We start from the raw sequence: 25,791 nt of genomic DNA, 5'->3' as shown, positions 1-25,791 counted from the left end.
CATATTTTTTAGGTAAACTTCCATTATAATGTAAGAGCGATCGACCAACTATTTCTTTTTGGGAGATGTCTATTATATGTGAAGTTGCATATAATAGAAAGATGGCGTTTATGGTGCGTTTTATGGTTAGTCTTTTAAAAATCACAATTGAACAAAGTGCAGAATTTTTAGAAAAACAACTAAAAAATACTCGTACAGCGGCGAGTCAGGAAGAACGAATACAAGTATTGTGGTTAAAAACAGGAACTTGTTGGAAAGGTTTTTACAACACTTGAGCGATTACGAGAGCGATTGAAACAAGTTCTTGAAAAAATCACCCCGCTCGCAAATTAGTTCGTTGTTATCTTACAAGTTTATTCTTGAAGCCCTATTCTATGCAGCTTCATATTAAATTGGTATAAGTGGGCAAAATCTTTACTCCATAAAGATTTCAGGCGGGTTGTCACCCTCCCTGGGCAATCGCAAAAGTCGTTATTGCAGTTAGAAGAAAATGCTGGAACTTTGGAAAAACCTTTTTGCTATAGCACCGTTTATCCCCCACGGGCATTGCTATCTCTGGAAACCAGGGCTAGTGGGGCTTCATATTGTTTCCGACTTGCTGATTGCCCTGGCTTATTATTCAATCCCGATAACGCTGCTCTATTTTGTTCGTAAGCGACGAGATTTACCCTACTCCTGGATATTTCTGCTATTTAGCGCCTTCATCGTCGCTTGTGGTACCACTCACTTGATGGAGATTTGGACGCTATGGCATCCCACTTATTGGCTGAGTGGTTGCCTTAAAGCCATAACCGCGTTCGTTTCAGTATTAACAGCGATAGAGCTGGTGCCATTAGTGCCACAAGCATTAGCGCTCCGGAGTCCCGCAGAGATGGAGGCAGCTAACCGAGAATTAGAGCGCGAGATTGGAGAGCGCAAAATTGCACAAGCAGCACTTCAAGAGCGAGAGCAGTTTTTAAGCAACATTTATAACTCGGTGACAGACACCCTTTGGGTGGTAAAACAGCTTGAGGATGGCGAATTTCAAGTTGTCAGGATGAATCGAGCCATTGAATCTTCAACTGGGACTTTAGCTGAGAATTGGATTGGCAAACGGTTGGACGAACTGTGGGACTCGCAGACATCTGCCACGATTCGGGCGCATTACTACGACTGTTTGCAGCAAGGTAAAACAATCTCTTATGAGGAAAATCTGCCTTTTGGAGAACAGATTTGTTGCTTTCTCACTACCTTAACGCCTTTAGTAGATCGCGATTCGCGAACTCGCTTACTTGGTGTCAGCATGGATATCACGGAGCGCAAGCGGGTTGAAAACGCTTTGAGAGAAAGTGAAGAACGCTGGCAGTTAGCCTTGCGGGGTAACAATGATGGAATTTGGGATTGGAATGTTAGAACCGATGAAGTCTTTTTCTCAGCACGATGGAAGGAAATACTGGGTTACGAGGATCGCGAAATTTCCCACCATTTAAATGAATGGGCTAAACGAGTCCATCCAGAAGATTTTGCCGGGGTGATGGAAACAATCCAAAATCACTTTGCTAAAAAAACTCCTTTTTACGAAACCGAACACCGCGTTTTATGTAAGGACGGAACTTATAAATGGATTCTCGATCGCGGTCAGGCACTCTGGGATGACCGCGGCAATCCGGTGAGAATGGTGGGTTCTTCTACCGATATAGCAGAACGCAAGCGGGCTGAAGAAGAGCTGCGTTGGAAAGAAACGTTGCTGCGAGCAATGACCAATGCTTCGCCACTCGCTTTTTTCGTTGTAGATAACCGTACTGATAACATTCTCTACTTCAATCATCGCTTCTGCAAAATCTGGGGTATCGAACACCTAGAGGAACAGATGCAGCAGGGTCAACTGAAAAACAACGATATCATTCCTGACTGTTTGCCTGCCCTTGCAGATGTTCCGGCTTTTGCCGAATCCTGCAAACCGCTGCAAACTGAAGAACATCGAGCCGTTGTTGAAGATGAAATTCCTTTTAGCGACGGGCGCACGATTCGTCGTTTTTCAACCCAAATTCGCGACGATAGCGATCGCTATTTCGGACGGCTTTATCTATTTGAAGATATTACCGAACGCAAGCAAATAGAAGAACAACTGCAACTGGCTGATTTTTCGCTCGAACACTCCTCTCTCGGCCTTGCCTGGGTCGATCGCGATGCCAGAATTTTGCGGGTCAACCAAACAGCCTGCGAGCAAAGAGGATATTCTCGCGAAGAGTTGCTGTCGATGCGCGTCTGGGAGGCCGATCCTAATTTTCCGATTGAGGTATGGCCGCACCATTGGCAACAACTTAAAGAGCAAAAAACACTTTCATTTACTTCTCAACATTCCAAAAAAGATGGTAGTGTTCTTCCCGTAGAAATAACGCTGAATTATCTGGAATTTAACGGTAAAGAATACAGTTTTGCCTGCGATCGCGATATCAGCGATCGCTATCGCGCAGAGGAAGCCCTGCGAGCCTCTCAAGCCCGTCTTTCTGGGGTTCTAGACATTGCCGATGAAGCCATTATCTCAGTAGACTCCAACCAACGCATTACCCTCTACAACCAAGGCGCAGAACGGATTTTTGGCTATACTTCCGAGGAAATGCTCGGTCAGACACTCGACCGACTTTTGCCAGAACGCTTTGTGGCAAGTCATCGCCAGCACGTAGGACAATTTGCTCAATCTGCCCAAACAGCAAGGAAGATGGGTAGGCGTGGCGAAATTGTCGGTCGCCGTCAAGATGGCACGGAATTTCCGGCTGAAGCTTCAATTTGTCGATTGGAATTGGCAGGAGAAAAAGTTTTTACAGTCTTTCTACGCGACATTAGCGAACGGCAAGCCGCGCTTCGCGATCGCAAACAGGCAGAAACAGCCTTAAAAGAAAGTGAAGCCCGCTTCCAAGCATTTATGAATCACAGCCCCGCCGCTGCTTGGATAACGGATAGAGATGGACGACTTCTCTACTTCAGCGAAGCTTATTCCCGTATGTTCAATTTGCCAAGAGATTTAGTTGGCAAAATAGACCTTTCTATCTTTCCAGCAGAACTCAGTCAAGAATATTTAAAAAATATTCGCACAGTTCTAGAAACCAATCAAACGCTCGAAACAATTGAAGTAGCTCGCCTCGCAGATGGCAGCATTGGCGAGTTTTTGGTTTACAAGTTTCCGCTACCAACTTCATCGGGGCAAGTGTTAGTTGGTGGAGTCGCGATCGATACTACCGCTCGCCAAAAAGCAGAGGCAGCCCTGCGACAACGAGAACAAGAGTTCCGCGCTTTAGTAGAAAATGCGCCCGACATTATCATGCGATTGGATCGGGAATGTCGCTATCTCTATATCAACCCCACAGTTGAACGAAAATCCGGGATTTCTCCTACCACGTTTATCGGTAAAACTATTAATGAATTGGGTGCGCCCGAAGCATTGGTTAATCTTTGGCGAACAACCCTTGAGCAGGTATTTGAAACGGGTGGCGAGCAAAACATTGAATACGAAATTCCATCGCTTGCAGGGCTAACTTATTATGCTTCCCGCGTGGTGCCTGAGTTTGGCAGCGATGGCTCGGTGCAATCGGTTTTGGCAGTTGCTCGCGATCTTAGCGAACGCAAAGTTGCAGAAGCGGCTCTCAAACAGGCTCGCGACGAGTTAGAAATCAGAGTCAGACAACGCACTGCCCTACTAGCGACAACAAATAAGGAATTGCGGCAAGAAATTTCCGAACGGCAAGCCGCGCTGCGCGAACTCAAACAAGCACAAGCGGCTGTGCAAACGTCGGAAGCCAGACTCAAAGAAGTGCTTGATAATACAGCCGCTTTCATTTCCTCGGCACACATTCATCCTAACAAAGTCTGGGAATACAATTACTATTCGCCCAATGGAGAGGAAATTTTTGGCTACAAAGGAGAAGAATTCGCCGCCGATCCGAGTTTGTGGTCATCTAGAATTCCTGCCGAAGATGTTGAGGCAATCGTTCTGCCAGCGATGGAAGATTTGTATGCTGGACGAAAAATTACCTTAGAGTATCGATTCCGCCATAAAAATGGCAGTTTGCAGTGGTTATCTAACACTTTGCTGGCTAAAAAACACAAATCTGAGGATTATTGGTTTGCCACCGGAGTTGTTATCGACATCACCGAACGCAAGCAAGTAGAAAAAGCATTGCAGGAAAGCGAACAGCGTTTTGCTACTTTAGCGGAAACTGCACCTGTAGGAATTTTCCGCACCGATATTCAGGGCAATTGCGTGTATGGAAACGAACGCAGTTTTGAAATGATCGGACTTTCTCTAGGGGAATCGATAGGAGCAGGTTGGGCAACAGCGATACATCCAGAGGATCGCGATCGCACTCTTACTGCTTGGTTGAGTTTTGTACAGCAAGGCATTCCCTATCACTGCGAACACCGCTTTCAACGACCCGATGGTAGCGTTATCTGGGTATTGGGACAAGCGATCGCCCAAAAAGATGTTGATGGGAACATCATCGGTTACATCGGCACTATCACCAACATCACGGAGCGCAAACAATCGGAACAACTCTTAGAAGAGTACAACCAAATTTTAGAAACTCAGGTGCAAGAACGCACGGCTGCACTAACCCAAATAAATGCTCAATTAGAGCAGGAAATTGAGGAGCGCAAGCACATAGAAACCCAATTACGACGCAGCGAAACAAAACTATCAGCCATTTTAGATAATGCAGGTGCCTGTATTTATATCAAAGATTTGAACGGTACCTATACTTATGTCAATCGCTTAACTGAGGAACTTTTTGGATGTAGCGCAACTGAAATTATTGGAGCAAACGATCGTAATTTTTTTGCCGAAGAGTTAGTTGTAACTTACAAAGAAAATAGCGATCTCGTCACAAACAGCGGCCTTGTCCATCGCTTTGAAGAAGTAGGACTCGATCGTCATGGAGAGCTTCATTACTTTTTAGCGACCAAAGTTCCTTTAAAAAACTCTGACGGCGATGTTTATGCCATGTGCGGTATTTCGACAGATATTACCGAAATCAAGAAGACAGAAGCCGCACTCAGACAAAGCGAAGAACGAATGCAGGCGCTTTTGAGCGCAATACCCGATTTGATGGTGCGACACCGGGTAGATGGGACTTATTTAGATGTGGCGGGAAATGACAGTACCTTACAGGTGCCGCGCGAAGCGCTAATTGGTACAAAGCTACAGGACACCCCCATTCCCGAACAAATTAAAACCGACTTTCTCGAACGTTTCCAGATAGTAGCGGAAACCGGAACGCTAGAACTTTACGAACACGACCTCGAAACCCCTGATGGTGTCCATAGCTACGAGACGCGCATCGTAAAAAGCAGTGCCGATGAGGTTGTATGTCTGGTGCGCGACATCACCGACCGCAAGCGAACGGCAAGCCGCGCTGCGCGAACGCAAGCCGCCCTCCAAGAGAGCGAAGAACGCTACCGTACTGTGATAACAGCGATGGCAGAGGGAATTGTCTTGCAAGACGCGGACGGTGCGATCCGTACTTGTAATGCCAGTGCCAAACGCATTCTCGGCTTGTCTCGCCAGCAAATGATGGGGCGAACTTCCCTCGATCCGGCTTGGCGATCGGTTCGCGAAGACGGTTCCCCCTTCCCAGGAGAAGAACACCCAGCAATGGTGACGCTGCGAACGGGCAAAGCTTGCTCAAACGTGGTGATGGGAGTCCACAAACCGGATGGTAGTTTTACCTGGATTTCTATTAATACCCAACCTTTATTTCCAGCAGGCGAACGTCTTCCTGGCGGAGTGGTTTGCTCGTTCGTTGATATTACCGCTCGCAAACAGGCAGAAGAAGCACTGCGGCAAAGCGAAGCCCGTTATCGTGGCATTCTTGAAGATCAGACAGAACTCATTGCTCGGTTTTTACCCGATGGCACTTTTACTTATGTCAACGAGGCTTACTGTCAATTTTTTGGCATAACGCGGGAAGAAGTTGTGGGATATGACTACGAACCCGTTGTGCTTGAGGAAGACCGGGAATATGTGGCTCAATGCGTCAATAAAATCAGTTGGCAAAATCCAGTTGTTACTATTGAAAATCGAGTGATTGCTGGCGGAAAAATTCGTTGGACGCACTGGACTAACCGAGGCATATTTGATAGCAACGGTCACTTAATAGAGTTGCAAGCAGTAGGAAGAGATGTCACCAAGCGCAAACAGGCTGAAGAAAGCCTGCGACGCTACGAAAAGATTGTTGCCACTACTACTGATGCAATTTGTTTAATCGAGCGCAACTATACCTATAAAATTGTTAACCAAGCATATCTGAATTGGCATCAGCGCTCTGAGGAAGAGATACTCGGACATACTATTAGTGAATTTTTAGGTAAAGACCTGTTTGAAACTCAAATCAAACCCAAAGTAGACCGATGTTTAGCTGGAGAGATTATTCAATACGAACAGTCGTTTAAATATTCAAACGGCGAAGAGAAATTTCTTAGCGCTACCTACGCTCCTTATGTAGAGGCAGATGGCACGATTTCAGGGGTGGTGGCAAGTTTGCGTAACCTTACCCAACTGAAACAAATGGAACTAGCTTTGCAGCAAAGCGAGTCTACCCTGCGAGCTTTCTTTAACAGCAGCGTCATGATGATGGGGATTGTAGAGCTGTATGAAGATGACATTTTGCATCTGTCTGCTAACTTAGCAACAGCACAGTTATTCAGCACTACCCCAGAAGCGTTGCACAATCAATTCGTTAGCCGAACGGGAGTGCCGCGATCGCTCCTGCAACTTTGGCTCGATCGCTACTGGGAAGCTGTAAAAACTCAAGCTCCAGTCAGATTTGAATACCTTCGCGAAACTCCTAAAGGAGAAAAGTGGCTCTCTGCCAGCGTTTGCCCGATTTCCATTGGTTCTGAGGGTCGTCCGAGATTGTCGTACATTATCGAAGATATCAGCGATCGCAAACGGGCAGAAGAAGCACTGAGGCAGAGCGAATCAACCCTTCGCAGCTTCTTTGACAGCGGCTCAATGCTGATGGGGATTGTTGAGCTGTATGAGGACGATATTCTGCATCTTTCCGATAACCTAACATCAGCGAGGTTTTTCGGCACTACCCCAGAACAGATGAAAAATCGCTTCGCAAGTGAGATGGGAGTGCCACCAGCACACCGACGGCAGTGGATGGAGCGCTACCGAGAAGCTTTACACGATCGAGCTGTCGTGCGCTTTGAATATCCTCACGAGACTCCAACTGAACAAAAATGGCTCTCTGCCAGTGTTTGCCCGATCGGAATTGGCCCCAACGGTCGTCCGAGATTGTCGTACATTGTCGAAGATATTAGCGATCGCAAACGCGCAGAAGAAGCACTGCGCCTCAGCGAAGGTCGGCTCAAACACCTGACGGCTAGCATTCCGGGAACCCTTTATTCCTTTGGATACTACCCCGATGGTTCAGCCCAGTTTGAATATGTCAGTCCCGGTTGCCGAGATATGTTTGAAATCGAGCCGGAGCAGATCCTAAAAGATCGAAATTTCCTCGAAAACCAAATTTCTCCTGATGACCGACCCAGCTTTGAAGAGGCAATTACTCGTTCCCTTCAAAACTTGGAACCGCTCACTTCTGAATGGCGCAGCATTGCTCCTTCTGGGAAACTAAGATGGCTGCGCGTCCAAGCTCAACCCGAAGCCCGCGAAGATGGTTCTAAAGTTTGGCATGGGGTGATATTAGATATTAGCGATCGCAAACTTGCAGAAGAAAAGCTCAAACAAGCCGAGTATAAATATCGCACCTTGGTTGAGCAAATTCCCGGAGTCGTTTATATCTCTCCGATTGGGGAAACAACCGAGCAAGCTTATATCAGCCCGCAACTGCAACAATTGCTGGAAGTTCCTTCAGAAGAGTGGTCTGCTGGCTTCTTTAATAGTTGGGCCGATTTCGTACATCCAGAAGATCGCGATCTCGTTTGGCAAGCTGTCAGCACCACGATCTCTACGGGAGAGCCATTGAGCGTCGAATATCGTATGGTAACTCGTAATGGCAACACACTTTGGATCAGAGATCGAGCCAATCTCGTCGTTTCCTCTGATGGACAGACTCAAGTGCTTCAGGGCTTAGCCTTCGATATTAGCGATCGCAAGCAAATAGAGCAAGCGCTGCAAGAAAGCAACGAGCGTTTTCAGCTAGCAACATCGGCAGTAAAAGGATTTATCTACGACTGGGATTTCAATCAGAATAGCCTTTTGCGGACACAGGGACTATTTGAACTTGTTGGGTACCGCCCCGAAGAAGCCGAGGCGAACGTTGAGTGGTGGAACGAACACGTCCATCCAGAAGATTTCCCCAAAATTTCCCAGCAGCTATCCGAAGCCTTGGCCAATGAAACTCAAAATTATTTCGTTTTGGAATACCGACTTCGCCATCGAGACGGTCACTACGTTTACGTGTCCGATTACGGCACGCTCATGCGAGATGCCAACGGACGAGCAATCCGAGCCGTAGGTCATGCCATAGATGTGAGCGAACAGCAAGCTGCGCTTCGCGAACGCAGAAAGGCAGAAGCAGCTTTGCAAAAAGCACTCCAAGCCACCCAAGCTGCATCCATCGCTAAGAGCCGCTTCCTGTCTAACATGAGCCATGAACTGCGTACTCCTCTCAACGCCATTCTCGGTTTTAGCCAGGTGATGGTTCGCAGTAGTTCCGTTACCTCTGACCAAAAAGAACAGCTAAAAATCATCAACCGTAGTGGCGAACATTTGCTTAATTTAATCAACGATATTTTGTCATTGTCCAAAATTGAAGCAGGCCAAACTACGCTCAATGAAAGTCGCTTTGACCTGTGTCAGCTACTGAACGATCTAGAACAAATGTTCAACTTTAAAGCTATTTCTAAAGGCTTGCAGCTAACCTTTGAACGGGCATTAAATGTTCCCCAATACGTGGAAACTGACGAAAATAAATTGCGTCAAGTTTTAATTAATTTGCTAGGAAATTCACTTAAATTCACTGCTTCAGGTCACATCGCCTTACGAGTGAAAAAGGGTCGGATATCAGAAAAATTTGCTCTCCCAAACATTGGCTCCAAAACTTATTTTTTGTTTGAAATTGAAGACACTGGTCCCGGCATTGCTCCCGATGAAATTAAAACTTTATTCGACCCCTTCGTACAAACAGAAGCAGGTCGCAAATCGATGCAAGGAACGGGGCTGGGCTTACCTATCAGCCAACAATTCGTAGAGATGATGGGAGGACAGATTGCAGTCAGCAGTCAACTCGGTCAGGGAACAATTTTCACATTCGATATCCTCGCGAGCGAGGTTGATGAATCTGATGACAAGAGTTTATCGATTACCCAGGAAGTTATTGGATTAGAGCCAAATCAACCTGTGTACCGCATTCTAGTTGTTGAGGATGTCGAAGAGAACCGTCAGTTGCTCTTAAGAATACTCGAACCGTTAGGATTTGAAGTGCGAGAAGCGGTTAACGGTCAAGAAGCGATCGCTTTGTGGTCAACTTGGAAACCACACTTAATCTGGATGGATATGCGAATGCCCGTCATGGACGGCTACGAAGCAACTAGAGAAATAAAAGCTTTGGAACAGCAAAGTGCAGTAGCTGGAGAGAATCACAACTTACCTGCCAACTCATCATCTACCAACGCAACAAAAATTATTGCTTTAACTGCTAGTGCTTTTGACGAAGATCGAGCCAAGATTATGACAACAGGCTGCGATGACTTTATACATAAGCCTTTTCTAGAGTCGGTGCTATTTGACAAGATGGCTCAACACTTAGGAGTCCGTTATATTTATCAAGAGGATTTGTCGGATAGCTCACCTGAGCTAGCAACACCGAGAAACTTAACACTAGAGGATCTAAACGTCATGCCTTCTGAGTGGATAGCACAGTTCCGACACGAGGTGCTTTGTGCTAACGACGAGGTAATATTGCAGCTAATCGACCAAATTCCCGAAAGCGAGGCAAGTTTAGCACGCACCCTGACAGATTTGATTAATAACTTTCGCTTAGATATACTCTTTGATTTAATCCGAGCATCTAGTAATGAATAACCATCAAGTACCCCCTTCCTTTGGGGACATCCTCATCGTTGACGATCATCCAGACAACCTCCGAGTTTTGTCGGCTATCCTTACCGGGTCTGGATATAAAGTCCGGAAGGCAATTAACGGTCAGCTCGCTTTAAAAGTTGCCCAAAATTCTCCCCCCGCTCTGATTTTACTTGACATTTTGATGCCAGAAATGGATGGCTATGAAGTCTCCTCGTTGCTCAAAACTCATCCACAAACAGCGGAGATTCCAGTAATTTTTATCAGCGCTCTTGATGATGTATTTGATAAAGTAAAAGCCTTTGATGCTGGAGGGGTAGATTACATTACCAAACCCTTTCAGTCAGCCGAAGTTTTAGCTCGCATTAAAAACCAAATAATTCTCCGCAATTTGTATCTCCAACTTCAGAAGCAAGCACAGAAAATCGCCGAGCAAAATGTATTGCTACAACAGGAAATTAAGAATCGTAAACAAGCTGAATCTGCTTTGGTTGAAGCTAATATCGAGCTACAGCGTCTCGCCTCTTTAGATAGCTTAACAGGAATCGCTAATCGTCGTCAGTTCAATGAATCTCTCAATAGAGAGTGGCAACGGATGGCACGAGAGCAATTACCCTTATCTTTGATTTTAGGTGACATTGATTATTTCAAAAAATACAATGATACTTATGGTCATTTAGCCGGGGATTTCTGTCTACAGCAAGTGGCTCAAGCGATTTGCCGTGCTATTAAGCGTCCGGCAGATATATTGGCTCGTTACGGAGGTGAAGAATTCGCTGTAATTCTACCTAATACAAAAGCTGAAGGATCGCTAAAAGTCGCTGAGGCGATACGGCATGAAGTGCTAAATCTTAAAATTGCCCACGCTCAATCTGCTGTTAATCAATACGTCACCTTGAGTCTGGGCGTTTTCAGTGTAGTTCCCCAGGACACCTCTGACCCCTCAATCTTGATTGCTGCGGCCGATAAAGGATTATACGAAGCTAAAGAGCAGGGGAGAAACCGCTCAATTGTGAAAACTTTTTAATCATTAGGCTTTGAGTTCAACTCAACTTGCTTCCCACATAAATTGATTTAGGTGTTTATCCCCATACTCCCCAGATTTTTACCTCATTGAACTGTGGTGGTCACAACTCAAATGTTTTTTACGTAGGTTCGCTCCAACTACCACCTTTATGATTAAAACAATAATTGCAGGTACTCTCAACTTAATAAATTCTCAACATTTAAGAAATTGGTTTGCTCATTGTTGTTATTGTACCTCATAACAGCGGGAACCGTTGTATCACCCTATTCTCCAGACCTGGGAGGGTGACAAAGAGGCCTAGGAACTAGACCTAATCAAGGTTGCAGCCCGTATACCCTGTTGATAAAAGCGACGTTTATTACGGGTTAACTTCATTAACTCTTGGACTTCTAACGAATATCGAGCGAGATAATTCGCCCACTCTTCTCCATCCTGACCGATGCCAAATATGCTCCTTCTACGGTATTCTTGGCGCTTGTCTTTACGGGGTACAGCCGAGATACTTGCATTCCGAGGACGTGATATTAAGAAACGTAACAAATAGCCCCCTACGTAGCTTTCGAGGAAGCTTGCAAGCACAAAAGCATCCTAAATTGGCTGACTATTCAACCAAGTTTGAGAAGGCAGAGTATTAGTTACACTCTGCCTTCGTGCAGACCCAAAAAGCGTCCATCTTTTACTGCCAAGTATTTCAGGCTTTGCTACTTCAAGTTATTTTGTCTTATATTTACACAACTTTACGTCTTGTCCTATTTTGCGCGTATCTCGGCTATACCCCAAATACACTACACAGGCGATCAAACAATGTAAAAAGTGTATTTAGTCCGCTCCATCGCACCTCGTCCCCGATTGTCGGGAGTTGTGGGCGATCGGGCTAAAAGTCAAGAAAAGTCAAATAAAGTCAAAATAAATCAACTCAACGCAATCCTTACCGACTTACCGGGGATTAGTTAGGCGATCGATACTAGCAACCGACAAACCCCGAACGCGCATAATTTTTTGGTGCTGACCACGGAAAAACCGCACAGCAGCAATATGCTTATTTATGTTTATTTATGCAAAATTTATGCAAAATTTACGTTTTTAACTCAGATCGCTCCTCAATCCGAGGACGGAAGAGGCAACCTGTGACAGCACCAAGGGGCGATCGGGGGTAAGTTTTCGTTAGTTTTCGTTAGTTTTTGTTACTAATTTTATGAATAAAAATTAGTAAGTATGAGCAAATATTAGTTTTCATGCTGTCCCATGAGAACTCATAAGCCGATCAAACTGGGCAAATTCTGCCTCGCCGACGATGGCACAACATCGGCAGCTTTCAGGCTTCCGGCGTTGATCGACAGTGGGTTGTGGGTTAGGCTAGGACACTTTTTTGCGACATCGAGGTGCAACACGCGCCATCGTGATATTGCTGGATTTGTTGAACTTGCAAAGGGATTTTTTCGGGATTTCCACACAGCCCCAAGTCCCAAGTCCCAAGTTACAGCGCTTTGGCGAGCGTGATGCGTCGGCCAGATCGAGAAGAGGGCGGGAAATTTTTCCCGTCCTCTTCTCATAATAAGTAGCTCAACAGCAAACGATGCCTTTACATATTCAAGAGTCGGCTGAGACGAAGGAAATATCCCGCATCGGGATTAAGGTTGGTGATGTCATCAAATCGCTCCGTCAATATCGCCCATGCCATATCGCGGCGCTTGGGTAAGCGCTCTTTTTGGGCCCAGACCAGCGCGTCGGGTAGCTCTGCCAAGGTAAGGTCGGTGCAATACGCGGGGGCTCCCGGCTGTTGTCGCCATGAGTTTTCGAGTGTGCCCGCATCGAAGGCGTCAAAACCGGTATCTTCAACCAGCGCCAGGGCCACTTCACGATCCGTTTCCCGATCTGCCGCAACGGGGATAGCAATGCGATTCGGACTTCCCTTGGTCGTGCCCAGTCTTGCGAATGAGTCGGTACCAATGGCATTCCATGCCTTGGCTATAGGACGGCCGAGTTGTTCGACCACCCACAAGCTTTCAACTTGACCCGCTTCGATAGCTTCAATCTGGGTGTCACGCCCCGGATAGTAATTCGACGTGTCGATAACGACTGTATCTTTTGGTACGTCCGCGAGCAGCGGAGCAATGGTGGGAAGGCGATTCAAGGGGATGGAGAGGATTACCACCTGAACGCCTTCCACCGCTTCTGCCGTCGTAACAGCGCGGGCACCAAACTCTAGCGCATCGGCCTCAATGGTTTCGGGGCCACGCGAGTTAGCGACCTTCACGTCGTGTCCCGCCTGAGCCAGTTTGCGGGCCAAGGTTTTTCCAATGTTGCCGGCGCCTATAATGCCAATTTTGAGATTCTTCGTGTTGCTCATGATGTTCGTCCTTTTCGGATGTGAATGTCTGTTAATTGTGGAAGGTCACGCTCTCCTCGATAGGGGCTTTGTCGATCCGATAGCGATTGGCGGTGGCCGTCTTGTCGGGATAACCGAACGAGATACCGAACAGCATCTTCAGGGACGGATCAATGCCCAACATCTCGCGGATCGTGTCGGCGTAAAAGCCGAGCATCGTTTGTGGTATGCCACCAAGTCCGTGCGCCGTCAGCGACAACAACAACGTCTGAGCGTACATTCCGATGTCGCCAGCCACTCGTACATCGTCGCCAAAGGAAGGCATGAAGAGCAACGCGGCGTGCGGCGCACCAAAAAATTCCAGATTGTATCGCGATGCGAGCCGGCGATCTTCGGTCGCCTCGCGCGCGACGCCAATCGCCTGATAGTAGGCCGCGCCTTGCGCCTTGGAGCGCTCGCTGTAGACGCCGCAAAAATCGGCGGTGGAGAAGCTGAAGTCCGGTGTCATCCGACCAGCCTCGTCATCCGCAAGGAGAGCCTTGCTGAGCGCGTCGCGTGTCGCGCCGGAGACGATGTGAACCTGCCAGGGCTGGGTGTTGCAGTTCGAGGGTGTGCGTTGTGCGTCTTCCAGAACCGAGCGGAGCACAGCGTCGGGGACAGGGGTTGGCAGGAAACTCCGGACAGAATGACGCTCACGCACAGTCTCTTTAAAAGACAAGGTTTGCGACGGCCCGTTTGCTAATTCGATGGGGCTGCTTGGTACAGGTGTTGTGTTTGACATGGTGAATCCCAAAAAGGTGGTCATTCGGTAATCCAGTCGGGGGCGTTGGCCGAACGGGGATGACCTAGCCCGTTCAAGGTGTCGCGAAGCTCGGCAAGGTCTTCATCGGAGAGACGGCAGGCCGTCTCAATCTTTTCAGGGATCGAGCACGCTGCGGAGCGAAGTGCCTCGCCCGCTTCTGTCAGATCGATAAGAACGCGACGTTCGTCCTGCTGGTCACGGGTGCGCGTCACCAACCCCGCGCTCTCAAGGCGCTTTAAGAGGGGCGTCAAGGTTCCGTTTTCCATGCCGAGTTCCAGCCCTAAATCGCCCACCGTGCGCGGGGCATCCTCGTAGAGGGCGAGCATGACTAGGAACTGCGGATAGGTCAGGCCCAAAGGCTCAAGAAAGGGCCGATGAAGCCGAATGACGCGGTTCGACGCACTATAGAGGGCAAACGAAAGCTGCCTCCCCACGCGCCGCCGTTCGTTGATATTCGAGTTGTTATTCATTTTAAAATCCAGTCAACTACCATTATATATTGCACTACATAATAGTTCAATACCTATTTTAGGATCACAACCCATCGCCAGATTTAAACGACGGACACAGCCGCAAATTTAGATTTTAGATTCTAGTTTTCCGGCTCCAACCGGAGAACCCATAAGTCCCTGAAACTGTGCAAATGCGCCTTGCCGACAGCCGCCATAACATCGGCTGTTGTGACTTTTCCGGCGTCGATCGCCTCCACAAAAACCGCCACAACAGCAAGACCAATGTGAGCAATCGGTACAGTCGAAGAGCGGGTAAAAATCAAGCGCCTTGACATCTAGGATGCCCCATTCATAAGGGTGCATTATTTTTGTTTCTGCACGTAAAAGTCAGAGTTTGTGATCACAAAAACATTGCTTGCTAGCAAAACTAAACAGCCTTAACCAGCCTCAACAGGCAAAGGCACGAACAGCACAAAAAAGCAGCAATGTGACCGAAAAAGTCAGGCATTTGCAGGATATTTTCCGGTAAATACAGGTAAAGTGCAGCCCCTGCAAAACCTGCACTTGCCTGACTTTATACTGCACTTGCCTGACTTTATACTGCACTTGCCTGACTTTAGCTGACGCAACAATTAGCTAATTTTTTAGCGTTTTTAACAAAGACTGGATTGATTTAATAGTCAAGTTATGGCATCGGAATTGATTTAATAGTCAAGTTGCTGCATCTGAATTGAATTAATAGTCAAGTTGTTGCATCTGGATTGAATTAATAGTCAAGTTGCTGCATCTGGATTGAATTAATAGTCAAGTTGCTACATCTGGATTGAATTACAGCAAGCGTATCTTTTCGCTTGGTCACTCAACTCAAAGCCTTGCAGCAGCTTTGCTTTCAATCTGCTTGCCACCCCGTCAACACCCCCCCAGGTGGATTCCACCTGATTATTGATTCGGTACTGAGACTCAGAATCACGCCTTCAACGAATTCTTTGACTTGCTCGCTCGCAGCAGCCGCTTCTCGCGTTTAGAGGGTGTAATTTCAGGAAGTTGATAGGCGGCCACCAGTCGCTGATTTAGGCGGCCAATTCCTCCCGCAACTCCCCCACATCGGGCGGTTCCTGTTCGTACCCAGCAAAGCTTTGGAACACTATCCGCGAAGATTCTAAATTTTCAAGTTTTCGGTTTGCGGTGGCGATTGCGAGTTTCGCCTGCGATATTTGATGCTCGCGGTTGTTCATGATGCGATTGATGGCGGCTTCTCTCGACGGTGCGAGTCGCGAACAGATAAGTCTGCTGGAATTCGACAAATGTTTTCATGGGAATAACTCACTTACTTGGGGTGAAGCTGACTAAGAGCCAATATCGATACAGAGAGACGAAAGCCTAGATAGGACAAAGCTCGCAGTGTGTTCTTGAATTAAGCCCAATCTTCAGATTCGGGCAAAAATCTCCCGTCGGAGTCTGAAAGCGGCTTGAAATCAGGCAGCAAATCAAGCTGATGCGCTTCAGTATCTGCTGTGAAGATTGGCAATTCCAGCTCTGGCTCTGACTCCTCCGAGGCAATCGGCACAGATAACTGTTCTGGCGTCGGCGTCAGTATTGGCTCTCCTTGGGTCACTGCTTCTGTTGTCGGCTGTTCCCACTCCCGCTTCGAGAGTTCGATTGGGGCAGATAGAGTTTTTGGCTCGGACTCGACCGGGGCGGGGGTGTGAGGTAACTGTTTCGGCTGAGGCTGAGCTTCTAACTCAGCTAGTAGCGCTTTAAATACAGTTCGCTCACTCGCCGTCAACGCTCCCCAAACTTTTTTTCGGTTAGCGAAACCTTTGTCGCAAGTTTCCGTGAGACATTTTTTCACGGCATCGGTAACTAGGGGGTCTGATTGTGTAACCGCGAACCGCATCAGGTTAACGAGTTCTAGTTCCTCTTCGTTGAGATTTGAGTCGGTCGCGGATTCTGAAACTAAGTAACGCCCGTTAAGGTTGAATTGTTTGGTAGGTTTACCTTCTTTGACTGAAATCTCGCGGTCAAGCTCAATTCGGCATAGCCCATCGCTCCACACCTTAACTACGGTGGCCCGCTCGTCTATATATTCTTGAGCTCCGGGATACTGGGTCGAAACTTTTACTCGCTCGCCGACATTCCAATTCACCATCGGGACGCTCGGCGGCTCTGTTGGTTCGGTTGGCTCTGTTGGTTTGGATTCCAGAGGGGCGATCGTCCCTGGCTCGGATAGCTGAGGGTTGTTACAAGTTTTTGAGCTGTTACAAGATTTTTCTGAGGACTCAAAAGTGGGTGTAACAGTTGTGGTTACAGGCGTTACATCGATTAACTGTTCACCTTCCGACCGGGTATTATAATTATCGGCGATCGCAAGTGGTGATATTTTTTCATGTTGGCGACTTTCACCTTGTAACAGTGTAACGTCTGTAACCATGCGGGTTTCAGCGTTTTTCGAGGGTGTAACAGAGGATAAATCGGTCGTAACGTCTGTAACAGCAAGGTTTTCGGTCAATGCTTGCAGTCCGCCGTCCTCACACTTGGTTTTTAGACAAACCCAATTCTCTACATGAGGGCGGTTAGTATGGTTGTCTTCTTCACTGTTTACGGCTAAGTCGATGAAACAGGGTAAAACTTCAAGTCCGTACCAACCTGCCCGAATGCGCCTAGTTGTTTCGCCTTCCCTCACAACTGTTGAAGCTCTATATTGGTTAGCGAGCACCCGTTGTAAGTGATGCACAAATTTGTTGTATCCCTGCGGCGTGTTGTTGTGGGCCTTGCAATATGCCACGTACCAACTGTGTAAATCGGCTCCAACATAGTGATTCTTGCCAGGTCGGAAACAGCGATCTACAAAACCGCGAACGCTATCTCCTAGAATTGCGCCTTCCTGTTTCAAAGCCATCACCGCTGGATTTGTTGATGGCACTAGCAAAATTCGATCGCGCTCTGCTTTGTCCATTGATAAAGCCCAACCGGCGATCGAGCCTAGTTCTGCTGCTAATTTGCGACCGAGGTCTGGATCTTCGGTGATTTGTCCTCGCTTCTTGGTTTGTATGGGTATACAACGCCTATCCCAGCCGTCGCCACTATTTTCGGTTTGGATGTGCTCGACTGACGCGATCGCGAATCGCACGTTCCATTTTTTTTGGTAGCCTGAAGCAGAAAATAGGGCCCGCCCTGCCATAGGGCCGTTGTCTACCAATTCGTAAAATGCCTTGAGTTCGCTAAGATAGCCACCCGTGTCAGGAATATAGAAGAATGACTTATTTGTGAGCAGTTGATGTCGCCCTTCGGGTTTAGTTAGCTCAGACAAGCTATTCGAGCTGACACTGCTTTCTGTACCAACTAAGTTTTCCCAAGTTCGTAGCGTGACACCTTTCCCGCTTCCACTGTCTCCCATTAGATAAGCAAACTTCCCATAGGGAGCTGTGGGGTCAAGGTACATCGAGGTTAGTGCTCGGATAGTTTCTAGTTGCTCAGCACCATAGGTAGAAAGGAGAAATTTTTTAAATTCTGGTGGAAGATCAGAACCCGCCACATACTCACAGGGCGAGCACGACAATAAATAATGCTGTTTGTCGTGCGGGAATAGTGTACCCGTTCTCAAATCTACAGTCCCGTTCGCGAAAGATTTAAGGTGAACTGTTGAAGTTTCAACTTTCTTGTGTAGCGCTTTCCGGCAGTATTTGAACGCAGAGTCCAAATATTTGCTAGTCCCAAACTTAAAGTTTTTACCAACATCAGCCGCTGGCTCGTAACAGTTTCTAGTGAAATCGGCTAGGAGCTTATTAACGTCTGCATCGCATTGAAGTTGCCAGTAGCGACCATTCCACTGATAAAAAGCATCGTTGATGACAATCCAATCATCACCAAACAAATTTTTCCAGCAGTGCGCCTCAAAAGTTGTTGATTTTCGGACTAAGTATTTGTCTTGGCTGCCACCATCCCCGCCGCTCCCGTCCTTGGGGAAAGTTTTGTTTTCCCATTCGTCAAAAGTAATCGCACGAGAAAGTATATCCCTGTATGCTTGGATACCTAGATGCTGAATAAAATCGTCCATCCCTTTGGTTTCCTTTATCTCGCCGAACTCAATCTCTGTTCTAGCGTCCCAGGCTCCCGTGACACTGTAAACCGGAACGTTGAATTTGAGAAGCTGGCGACCAAGTTTGCGTTGCTCCCAGTTAACGCTTTGGTTTGTGGCAGCATCGGCATCGTAGGAAAATATAAATCCAAAGCCGGCCTTAGCATATTTCTCTAGTACCGGAACTAAATATTTTTTGCCTTGTACATCGCTGGCTTTTGGGGTTAATCCCATAGAAACGCCCAGTAGCGCAATAGTTGGGATACCGTTAGCACACCCAGAGATCGCTTTCCACGGCCCCTCAGTGAGAACAAGGCACGGGATATCGTTATGTCGCCAACAGTGTTTTTTAAGATTTTCCGGCTCCCAGTAATCTTTGTCTGTGGGGTGTTGTGGCACGAATGCGTCATATTCGCCCGACGGAGTGCGATATTTTGGTGCTTTTTTGTCGCCTTCTCCTTTCCACGGTCTGTCTGGCTTAAATTGAATTTGCAGGGTGACGCCTGAAAACAGGATGCCGCCACATTTTGCGCTGTAGCCTAAGTGGTGCGAGGCTTCTTCGGCGGATATGGTTCGACAATTGGCGATCGCCCATTCGTTCAATAAACCCCTTCTTTTCATCTCCTGTCTGTGTTTGTCACAGAGAAAGGGTTGAGTTGTGATAAATTGTGCAACCATTAGACCGCACCCCCCATCGCAGCTTCAAAACCAACAGCAGAAAATCCCCGGTTTAGTGTCGTATTTTGCGGGGAATGTGGTAAAATTGAGTTACAGCCCTTGTTTGAAGACTTTTTAACTCTATGGGTAGTGTCAGAATTCTGGGAATGTGCGATCGAACCGCTACAGCTAGCAGGCAAGCTAGCATCAACCATCACGTCGCCAATGGGGCGCGTGTTTCTTGAAACCAGGTGTGACATAATATTGGTAAGAGCCGCCCTTTATTGCGGTGTAATTCCTAACTTTGTTGCTAAAACCTGCCAAGATTTTTCGGAAACAAAGTTAGGGTGTATTGAAAATCGTAAAAAGCGCTGGAAAGCTTACGCGGCCAGCGCTTCTTCGTTGTGTCCGTGTGAATTAGTTTCGTTTTCTCCGTTTTCTGCCAGCAACTGACAATGCTTTTCGGCGTGCTTAATGTACAATTTTAAGGCTTCATTAATGAAACCGGAGCGAGACTGGGAAAAATATTCGGCATAGGTATCGCAGTTGGCGACAACTTCTGGTTGCAGCCAAACTGCAACTTGTACTTTGTTTTCCGAATAGAGCATACGGTTTGCCTCAATAGTCCATCAGCAAGTAAATAGATTCTAACACCTGAAAGCCAGTGGCGATCGAGGCTTCCGATCGAATAGGGCTGCCAAAAATTAAGTTTGACCGCTTGTGACCGATAGTGACCGACTCGTAAAAACAAAAAAGTTGCGTCAGTCAACTGTTGTCTATCCCGGTTAGTAAAAAACAGGGTAGGCGAGCGAGTTTACCACTTTGCAACTTTACGCAAACTTTGCAACTTTACGCAAAAATGTATTTTTCCCGTATAAAAAAGGTAGGTACAAACTATTACAAAGCCGATCGCCCCTAAATTCCCCACAGTCCCGCGCTCCTCTATACCCATGATTCCCACATCTGGGAATTGCGCCTCTTCTCAAAAATCGTCACCTTTTCGTGATCGTCCCAGTCTCTCTAGCTCGGTTCGGTTGGTGGCAAGCCGGCGCGAAAAATCTGTTCAGCCGTCAACCTCAATTCTGGGAAAGCTAGCGACTCAATCAGATCGTCCCCCCTAAACTGTGTGACCTGGTACTCTCCATCTACCAACTGGCAAACCGAGAGAGTGGGTTGTTTGGGAGTGCCGATGAACTTGCGACCGCCCAATCCGAGATAGTCCACAATCCAGTATTCAGGAATGCCCATCTCTTCATAGTCAGCGAATTTGAGATGGTAATCGTCCCGCCAGTTCGTGCTGACGACCTCTACAGCCAGTCGTACCGAAGACCCCATCGTGATGATTGATTCTTTTTCCCAGCGGGGCTCGCAAGCAAATGCAGTTTGGTTGAGGACAATAGTATCTGGCTGGTAGCCAGCCTCGTTGCGGATGGGCTTGAGCAGGCAGTCACCGGGGATGGAGCAAGGCAATTGCAGTCGCCTGATTTCAAAATTGATTTCACTTGTAATAAAGCCCGTAACGTTGGAATGGTTGCCGGTTCCTAAAGGCATTTCAACAATAACTCCGTGGTGTAGTTCGTAGCGGTGGACAGAGTTCTCTGGATACCAAGCGACAAACTCATCAAATGTGACTGTTTCTGTTTTGGTTTGGGTTTGGATCATGGTTGCCTGTTTCCTTTGCTAGACATTTGCTAGACATTTGCTCGATACTTGCTAGATATTTGCTAGACATTAACTAGCACCTTTACTTGCCTTACCCCGCTTGGCTTTCGCTGCTGTCGCTGGCTTGGGTGCTGTGGGCTCCGGTTCTGTTGGCTGCGGTTCGGATGTGCGATCGGGAGTGTCAAACCAAGCTTTGTTAAGAAGCCGATCGTCCGCACCGCCCCAACTCCCAAGGGCGATCGTCCCTAAATTCCCCACACCCGCGCTTTATTAGCAGCCACTTCAGTTTTGCCCGCCGCCGTTGCCACGGTTTCGGAGCTGGTTATTGAGGTACTGCCAGATGTCGCGAATTTCTGTCTGAATGATTCTCATTTGCTCTCGCCATTCGTTGTTCTGCTGGGAAATCAGCCTCAGCGCTTCTTGATGGCTCCCGATTGCTGAAACCAGACCGTCAAAACGTTGAGCCAGTCGGTCAACGCGATCGGTGAGTTGGTCAATCCGCTCGGTCAGACGATCGATGGCAGTAGTGTTGGCAGAAGTTTGAGCTTCCAGCCTGGTCAGAGCCTCGGTGTTTGCCTGCTGCTGCACTGCGGTGGCTGCAAGGATTGCTTCTATTCGGTCTAATCGATCGGAACTGTTCATTTACTTCTTTGTAATAAACGTCAAGGAATGGCGGTCGGTATGGTTTGGGTTGAATTGTGAAAATTTAATGCTAGACGGTTACTAGACATTAACTAGCACCTTTACTTGCCTTACCCCGCTTAGCTTTCGCTGCTGTTGCTGGCTTTGCTTCTGTTGGCTGCTGGTCGTCGGTGCGATTGGACGGGCGATCGGTAGAACTAGAGCGTTCTTCATAAGCCTGTCGAATCAACATTTCTACCAAATTTGACAAAGTGCGACTTTCTGATTGTGCCCATTCCTCTAAACCGTCCTTAAGACTTGGCTCGCAAGTAAATGTAATTTTCGCTTTTTTAGTAACTCCCATAAGCTCCGAATATATCAGATATCTTCAGTAAACCTCAAAAGCTATCCTCATAACCAAATTTCAGAAGGCTTTATAAGTTATTTTATAGCTTCTGAAGCTATCTGCTAACCTAACACTCATGGACGCAATAGAGCCAATTCAGGGCATAAAACGGCTTCAAGTGTACTCCCGCGCGGCTGCTCAAAAACTGGATCCAAAATCGTCTCAAACTCTTACCCCACAAGGGAAAACTGAACGATGATAACCGAATACTTTCAAACCATGCGTGGTCGAATCCAGCCACACCGTGCCGTGAATCGAAAGTATCTTTTTTTACCGCTCTTTTCTCTGTTTTCTCTGGCCGGCGCGCTGGGAAATTCTGTGCCTGACTTATGGGTATTCTTACAGTGGCAACGGAACTCGGACACAAGCGAAAGAGAAAATTGATTATTTTTTGAAATTGCGCGCCGACAAAATCGATCGCCAAAACTCCTGAAGCCGTTTATAGTTTTGGTAATTGGGGCAAAGACTCAGTGCCAATTACCAATTGCAAATTACCCATCGTGTAAAAAAAGCCCTCTGACATTTCCGTCGGGGGCTTTTTTTTGGGGCGATCGGGCGATCGGATAAGCGAAGCCAGAAAAACCCCGATATTAACCGGGGTATCGATTCCTAATGTCCGTGGGATGTGTCGTCTCAGGACTTCTAAATTGTCCCCCTAGAACGGGCGTTCCTCAGCTTGCATCTTTGCCTGGTTTCGCACGTCGCGTCGTTCGTCAGGGTCAGTGATATCAGCATAATTTTCAAAAGTCGCACCGCAGTCAATACAACGGCATCGCGTAGCCTCTTCTAAATTCTCAGGGATGTAGTAGGTTAATCCCTTGGAAGTGTTGGGGGAGTTGCAGCCGGGACATCTAATCATCGTTACCCTCCAAAATTTGTGCGAGTAAAGCCCCAGAATGAACGGGGCATGATTCCTAATTTCCCAACGGGTGCGTCGGGACTCTTTCATTAAACCGACATCAAGACAACTTCACCGTTCTCTGCTGATACATCCACCACCACCGCTGAGCCAATCTGACAACGCCACCACCGCTTATCTGGCGATTCTTCATCATTTAACTCCAACAGTTCACAATTTCTCCAATCTGCCTCCAAGTTGACGGGAGTATCCAGTTCCGGCAATTCCCCACGCTGTTGAGCATCGGAGATGAATTTGATGGCTGTCTCAGCATCGGCGACCACTTGCCCGGCCAGATACTCAGCTTGGAGTTCAGCACGCTTCTGGTTATATTCGTTCCAAGGCAAGACACCAGCTTCAATCAATCTTTTTTGATACTCTTCAAGTTTCATATCCGCCCCGCCCTGATTGCCTCTGCCCTATCCTGTGCCTTCTTTTTCTCCATCCACTCCGCCCAGATTTCATCGGAGTAGGCAGTTAGCTCTCTTTTCAATCCTTCCCAGTCGATGCCATCGGGAGGGGCAAACCAGGCATTTATGGGTTGTCCGATCGAATCATAGAATTGCTCCCTTAAGCTGTCAGCATCTGATACTCCGGGCATATCGGGGATATCTTCATCCAGCCGGCCACTACCGCGCAAACACGAGCGCGAGTTCTGCTTTTTTGTTGTCTACAAAACGCTCAAAGTCAGTCTGGCTCATTACTACCTTCCTCAAGAATTTCTAAGATTTTCTCAACATCTGCGAGCGTTGTGGTTGATTTCTTGCGCCTGGTCTTCAACTGGTTGAGCAACTCAGCCGGCTCCAGCAACTCAAGTTCAGTCGTTGGCTGCTGCTGCTGCTTATAGGCTTCTAACTCAGCTTGCAAGTTGCCTATCTCTAACCTCAAGGCGGACTCTGCGGGGTTGGGCTTGAAATTATATCCCCGCTCCAATTCCCGAATCTTGTCGCCCTGTTTGAGAATGGTTGCTTTTGCATCCGCTAGTTCAGATTTAGCGTCGGTAAGCTGCTGCTGCCCGCTCACTTTCTCAAGCTCGATCGATCGTCCTTCCCGGTGGACTTCTGCCGCCTGTTTCTTGAGTTGGGCGAGTTCTTCCCGATCGGCTGCCAGTGTTGCAAGCTGCGCTTGCAGGTCGGACAGTTGGGCTTCGACTTGCTGGCGATCGGCTGTTACTTCATCTAATTGTTGGTTGGCAGTTGCTAGATTTTTTTGAAGTTCGGCAAGTTCCGATCGCAATTCTGTGAGAGCCTCCACCTTATCCCAGTATTCCTCCTCAATGAGTTTACGATCGGCGCGCTCGATATCGAGTTGCTCCTTCCAATTTTGGGCCTTAAGCCACAAGTCCCCGATCCGCTCATGAAACTTTAACAGTTCCCGATCTTGCTCTTCTAGTTGCCGCGTCCTTGATAGCAATTCTTTATCCTTAGCCTCCAATTCTTGCCTGAGTGATGGTGGTGGCGATGACTCACTCAGGCACTCAATTTTCCCAGCCGTTCCTCAAAGCTGGCTAACTTCTCTGCTAGCAACTTGTCTAGCAGGGGGGCTATGGTTGATTCTAAATCCCCACCTGTCGGCGCTGCACTAGCAGGTTTCATCCCCGTCGCTGACTCTAGCAACCCCACAACCCAAGCGTTGACGCTTAAGCCTTTTGTTTCGGCCGTGGTCTTGATAGCTTCTAGCAAGTCCTCCCGTCCGTCCAGTCTCAAATTGAGCTGGAGCCGTTTATTTGTAGGGGTTTCGGGCTTATTGGTTTTGCTCGTCATAGTCTTGTCTAGTAATAAACTAGCCACAGTCTAGCATAATGCTATTTAATTGTCTAGTATCACGCTAGCTTAAAATTAGCGCCTCTAGCTTTTTGTCTAGCACCTTAATCGAGCTTTGTGTCTAGTGTCTATGCTCTAACAAATACTAGACATTAAATGCTCAATATATACTAGACATTATGCTAGTACACAAAGAGCTTTTATAGTCATTTCAAATAAATGTGAGACAGAGGCAAGATCATGATAAAATCGATAAAAATAGTTAATTAGAAAAAAATGGCTTACAGTCTAGACTATCGACAAAAAGTAGTCAATTATGTGGAAAATGGAGGGAGTATAACGAAAGCTGCCGCCATATTTAAGGTAGGAAGAGCAACAATTTATAGATGGCTAGGTAGGGAAGACCTTCGACCAACTCAGGTCACTCACCGTCAACGAAAGCTAGATTGGGAAGCCCTCAAAAAAGATGTTGAAAAAAATCCGGAAGCAAGATTAGTAGAAAGAGCAAAAACTTTCTCCGTCAGACCGAGTGCCATCTGCTATGCCTTAAAAAAACTGAAAATTACAAAAAAAAAAAGAACTTCGCTATAAAGAAAGAAATAGAGAATCAAGAATGAAATATTATAGTAATCTGAGAGAATTAATTAAAATTTATGGCAGCAAAAGTCTTGTATTTATTGATGAGTCTGGATTTGAGGAATTTGAAGGTTCTGTCTATGCCTGGGCAAAAAGAGGAAAGAAAGTCTATGGCGCTCATACCAGGAAAACGGGGAAAAAGAGAAAATTTAGTAGCAGGAAGAAGAAAAGGAAAGAAGGACTTAATTGCACCAATGCTCTTTATGGGTAGTTTGAATGCAGAAGGATTTGAAGGATGGTTATCTTTATATTTGTTACCAGATTTAACAAGTCCATCTATATTGATTATGGATAATGCACCCATTCATCGTAAGACGGTCATTAGACTATTGGTTGAGTCGGCGGGTCATCAGATAATATTTTTACCAAAATACTCTCCTGACTTAAATGATATTGAGCATGATTTTAGTGCATTAAAGAGAGCTAAAATGTATGC

Annotated in this window: 20 protein-coding genes and 1 pseudogene; 4 read left to right on the top strand and 17 right to left on the bottom strand. The window is 47.0% G+C overall.

The annotated features are described in order from the left end of the window. Nucleotides 1–110 precede the first annotated feature (110 nt). The 3 genes from QUB30_RS29965 to QUB30_RS29955 all read left to right on the top strand — a co-directional run bounded on the left by QUB30_RS29965 (nucleotide 111) and on the right by QUB30_RS29955 (nucleotide 11,051). On the top strand, nucleotides 111–275 hold the full coding sequence (locus QUB30_RS29965; protein ID WP_333341441.1) for a hypothetical protein: 165 nt from the start codon (nucleotides 111–113) through the stop codon (nucleotides 273–275). Between the two features lie 215 nt (nucleotides 276–490). Continuing rightward, on the top strand, nucleotides 491–10,027 hold the full coding sequence (locus tag QUB30_RS29960) for a PAS domain S-box protein (RefSeq protein WP_333341438.1): 9,537 nt from the start codon (nucleotides 491–493) through the stop codon (nucleotides 10,025–10,027). Next, the gene (locus tag QUB30_RS29955; protein ID WP_333341437.1) at nucleotides 10,020–11,051 is read left to right on the top strand and encodes a PleD family two-component system response regulator; all 1,032 of its coding nucleotides are present in this window, start codon (nucleotides 10,020–10,022) and stop codon (nucleotides 11,049–11,051) included. The genes QUB30_RS29960 and QUB30_RS29955 overlap by 8 nt, the downstream gene beginning before the upstream one ends. A gap of 1,582 nt (nucleotides 11,052–12,633) precedes the next feature. Here QUB30_RS29955 and QUB30_RS29950 read toward each other — a convergent pair. The 17 genes from QUB30_RS29950 to QUB30_RS29870 all read right to left on the bottom strand — a co-directional run bounded on the left by QUB30_RS29950 (nucleotide 12,634) and on the right by QUB30_RS29870 (nucleotide 24,719). Next, nucleotides 12,634–13,401: an NAD(P)-binding domain-containing protein gene (locus tag QUB30_RS29950; protein WP_333341435.1), complete on the bottom strand. Its 768-nt coding sequence runs from the start codon at nucleotides 13,399–13,401 to the stop codon at nucleotides 12,634–12,636. A gap of 31 nt (nucleotides 13,402–13,432) precedes the next feature. Further along, the gene (locus tag QUB30_RS29945; RefSeq protein ID WP_333341433.1) at nucleotides 13,433–14,185 is read right to left on the bottom strand and encodes a nitroreductase; all 753 of its coding nucleotides are present in this window, start codon (nucleotides 14,183–14,185) and stop codon (nucleotides 13,433–13,435) included. After that, on the bottom strand, nucleotides 14,182–14,652 hold the full coding sequence (locus QUB30_RS29940) for a MarR family transcriptional regulator (protein WP_333341431.1): 471 nt from the start codon (nucleotides 14,650–14,652) through the stop codon (nucleotides 14,182–14,184). Before QUB30_RS29940 ends, QUB30_RS29945 begins: the two co-directional genes overlap by 4 nt. A gap of 122 nt (nucleotides 14,653–14,774) precedes the next feature. Then, nucleotides 14,775–14,969 (bottom strand): hypothetical protein, encoded by a 195-nt coding sequence (locus QUB30_RS29935; protein WP_333341429.1) that lies wholly within the window; start codon nucleotides 14,967–14,969, stop codon nucleotides 14,775–14,777. A gap of 735 nt (nucleotides 14,970–15,704) precedes the next feature. Then, on the bottom strand, nucleotides 15,705–15,869 hold the full coding sequence (locus QUB30_RS29930; protein ID WP_333341428.1) for a hypothetical protein: 165 nt from the start codon (nucleotides 15,867–15,869) through the stop codon (nucleotides 15,705–15,707). 179 nt (nucleotides 15,870–16,048) lie between these two features. Continuing rightward, a complete protein-coding gene (locus tag QUB30_RS29925; protein WP_333341425.1) occupies nucleotides 16,049–19,390 on the bottom strand; it encodes a DUF3854 domain-containing protein in 3,342 nt (1,113 codons plus the stop codon). Continuing rightward, nucleotides 19,390–19,629, bottom strand: coding sequence for a hypothetical protein (locus tag QUB30_RS29920; protein WP_333341423.1), 240 nt, complete (start codon nucleotides 19,627–19,629; stop codon nucleotides 19,390–19,392). The genes QUB30_RS29925 and QUB30_RS29920 overlap by 1 nt, the downstream gene beginning before the upstream one ends. Nucleotides 19,630–19,749: 120 nt before the next feature. Continuing rightward, on the bottom strand, nucleotides 19,750–19,977 hold the full coding sequence (locus QUB30_RS29915; protein ID WP_333341421.1) for a hypothetical protein: 228 nt from the start codon (nucleotides 19,975–19,977) through the stop codon (nucleotides 19,750–19,752). Between the two features lie 412 nt (nucleotides 19,978–20,389). Next, complete coding sequence (locus QUB30_RS29910) at nucleotides 20,390–21,031, bottom strand: Uma2 family endonuclease (RefSeq protein ID WP_333341419.1); 642 nt, start codon at nucleotides 21,029–21,031, stop codon at nucleotides 20,390–20,392. 69 nt (nucleotides 21,032–21,100) lie between these two features. Further along, on the bottom strand, nucleotides 21,101–21,289 hold the full coding sequence (locus QUB30_RS29905; protein ID WP_333341418.1) for a hypothetical protein: 189 nt from the start codon (nucleotides 21,287–21,289) through the stop codon (nucleotides 21,101–21,103). Between the two features lie 24 nt (nucleotides 21,290–21,313). Next, complete coding sequence (locus tag QUB30_RS29900; protein WP_333341416.1) at nucleotides 21,314–21,673, bottom strand: hypothetical protein; 360 nt, start codon at nucleotides 21,671–21,673, stop codon at nucleotides 21,314–21,316. Nucleotides 21,674–21,761: 88 nt separating this feature from the next. Then, nucleotides 21,762–22,016: a ribbon-helix-helix domain-containing protein gene (locus QUB30_RS29895; protein WP_333341414.1), complete on the bottom strand. Its 255-nt coding sequence runs from the start codon at nucleotides 22,014–22,016 to the stop codon at nucleotides 21,762–21,764. A gap of 697 nt (nucleotides 22,017–22,713) precedes the next feature. Beyond that, nucleotides 22,714–22,917, bottom strand: coding sequence for a hypothetical protein (locus QUB30_RS29890; RefSeq protein WP_333341412.1), 204 nt, complete (start codon nucleotides 22,915–22,917; stop codon nucleotides 22,714–22,716). 89 nt (nucleotides 22,918–23,006) lie between these two features. Continuing rightward, on the bottom strand, nucleotides 23,007–23,348 hold the full coding sequence (locus QUB30_RS29885) for a hypothetical protein (protein WP_333341410.1): 342 nt from the start codon (nucleotides 23,346–23,348) through the stop codon (nucleotides 23,007–23,009). Continuing rightward, on the bottom strand, nucleotides 23,345–23,557 hold the full coding sequence (locus QUB30_RS29880; protein WP_333341408.1) for a hypothetical protein: 213 nt from the start codon (nucleotides 23,555–23,557) through the stop codon (nucleotides 23,345–23,347). The genes QUB30_RS29885 and QUB30_RS29880 overlap by 4 nt, the downstream gene beginning before the upstream one ends. An 86-nt stretch (nucleotides 23,558–23,643) precedes the next feature. After that, nucleotides 23,644–24,369 (bottom strand): hypothetical protein, encoded by a 726-nt coding sequence (locus QUB30_RS29875; protein ID WP_333341406.1) that lies wholly within the window; start codon nucleotides 24,367–24,369, stop codon nucleotides 23,644–23,646. Nucleotides 24,370–24,425: 56 nt separating this feature from the next. Beyond that, nucleotides 24,426–24,719, bottom strand: a complete 294-nt coding sequence (locus QUB30_RS29870; protein ID WP_333341404.1) for a hypothetical protein — start codon at nucleotides 24,717–24,719, stop codon at nucleotides 24,426–24,428. Between the two features lie 276 nt (nucleotides 24,720–24,995). Between QUB30_RS29870 and QUB30_RS29865 the strand changes: the two are divergent. Continuing rightward, a pseudogene (locus QUB30_RS29865) lies at nucleotides 24,996–25,791 on the top strand (IS630 family transposase); the annotation flags it as partial.

This window comes from Microcoleus sp. BROC3, from assembly GCF_036702515.1.
Lineage (GTDB): Bacteria > Cyanobacteriota > Cyanobacteriia > Cyanobacteriales > Microcoleaceae > Microcoleus.
Note: the sequence above shows the minus strand (reverse complement) of the source record. Positions and strands in the feature narration are given on the sequence as shown.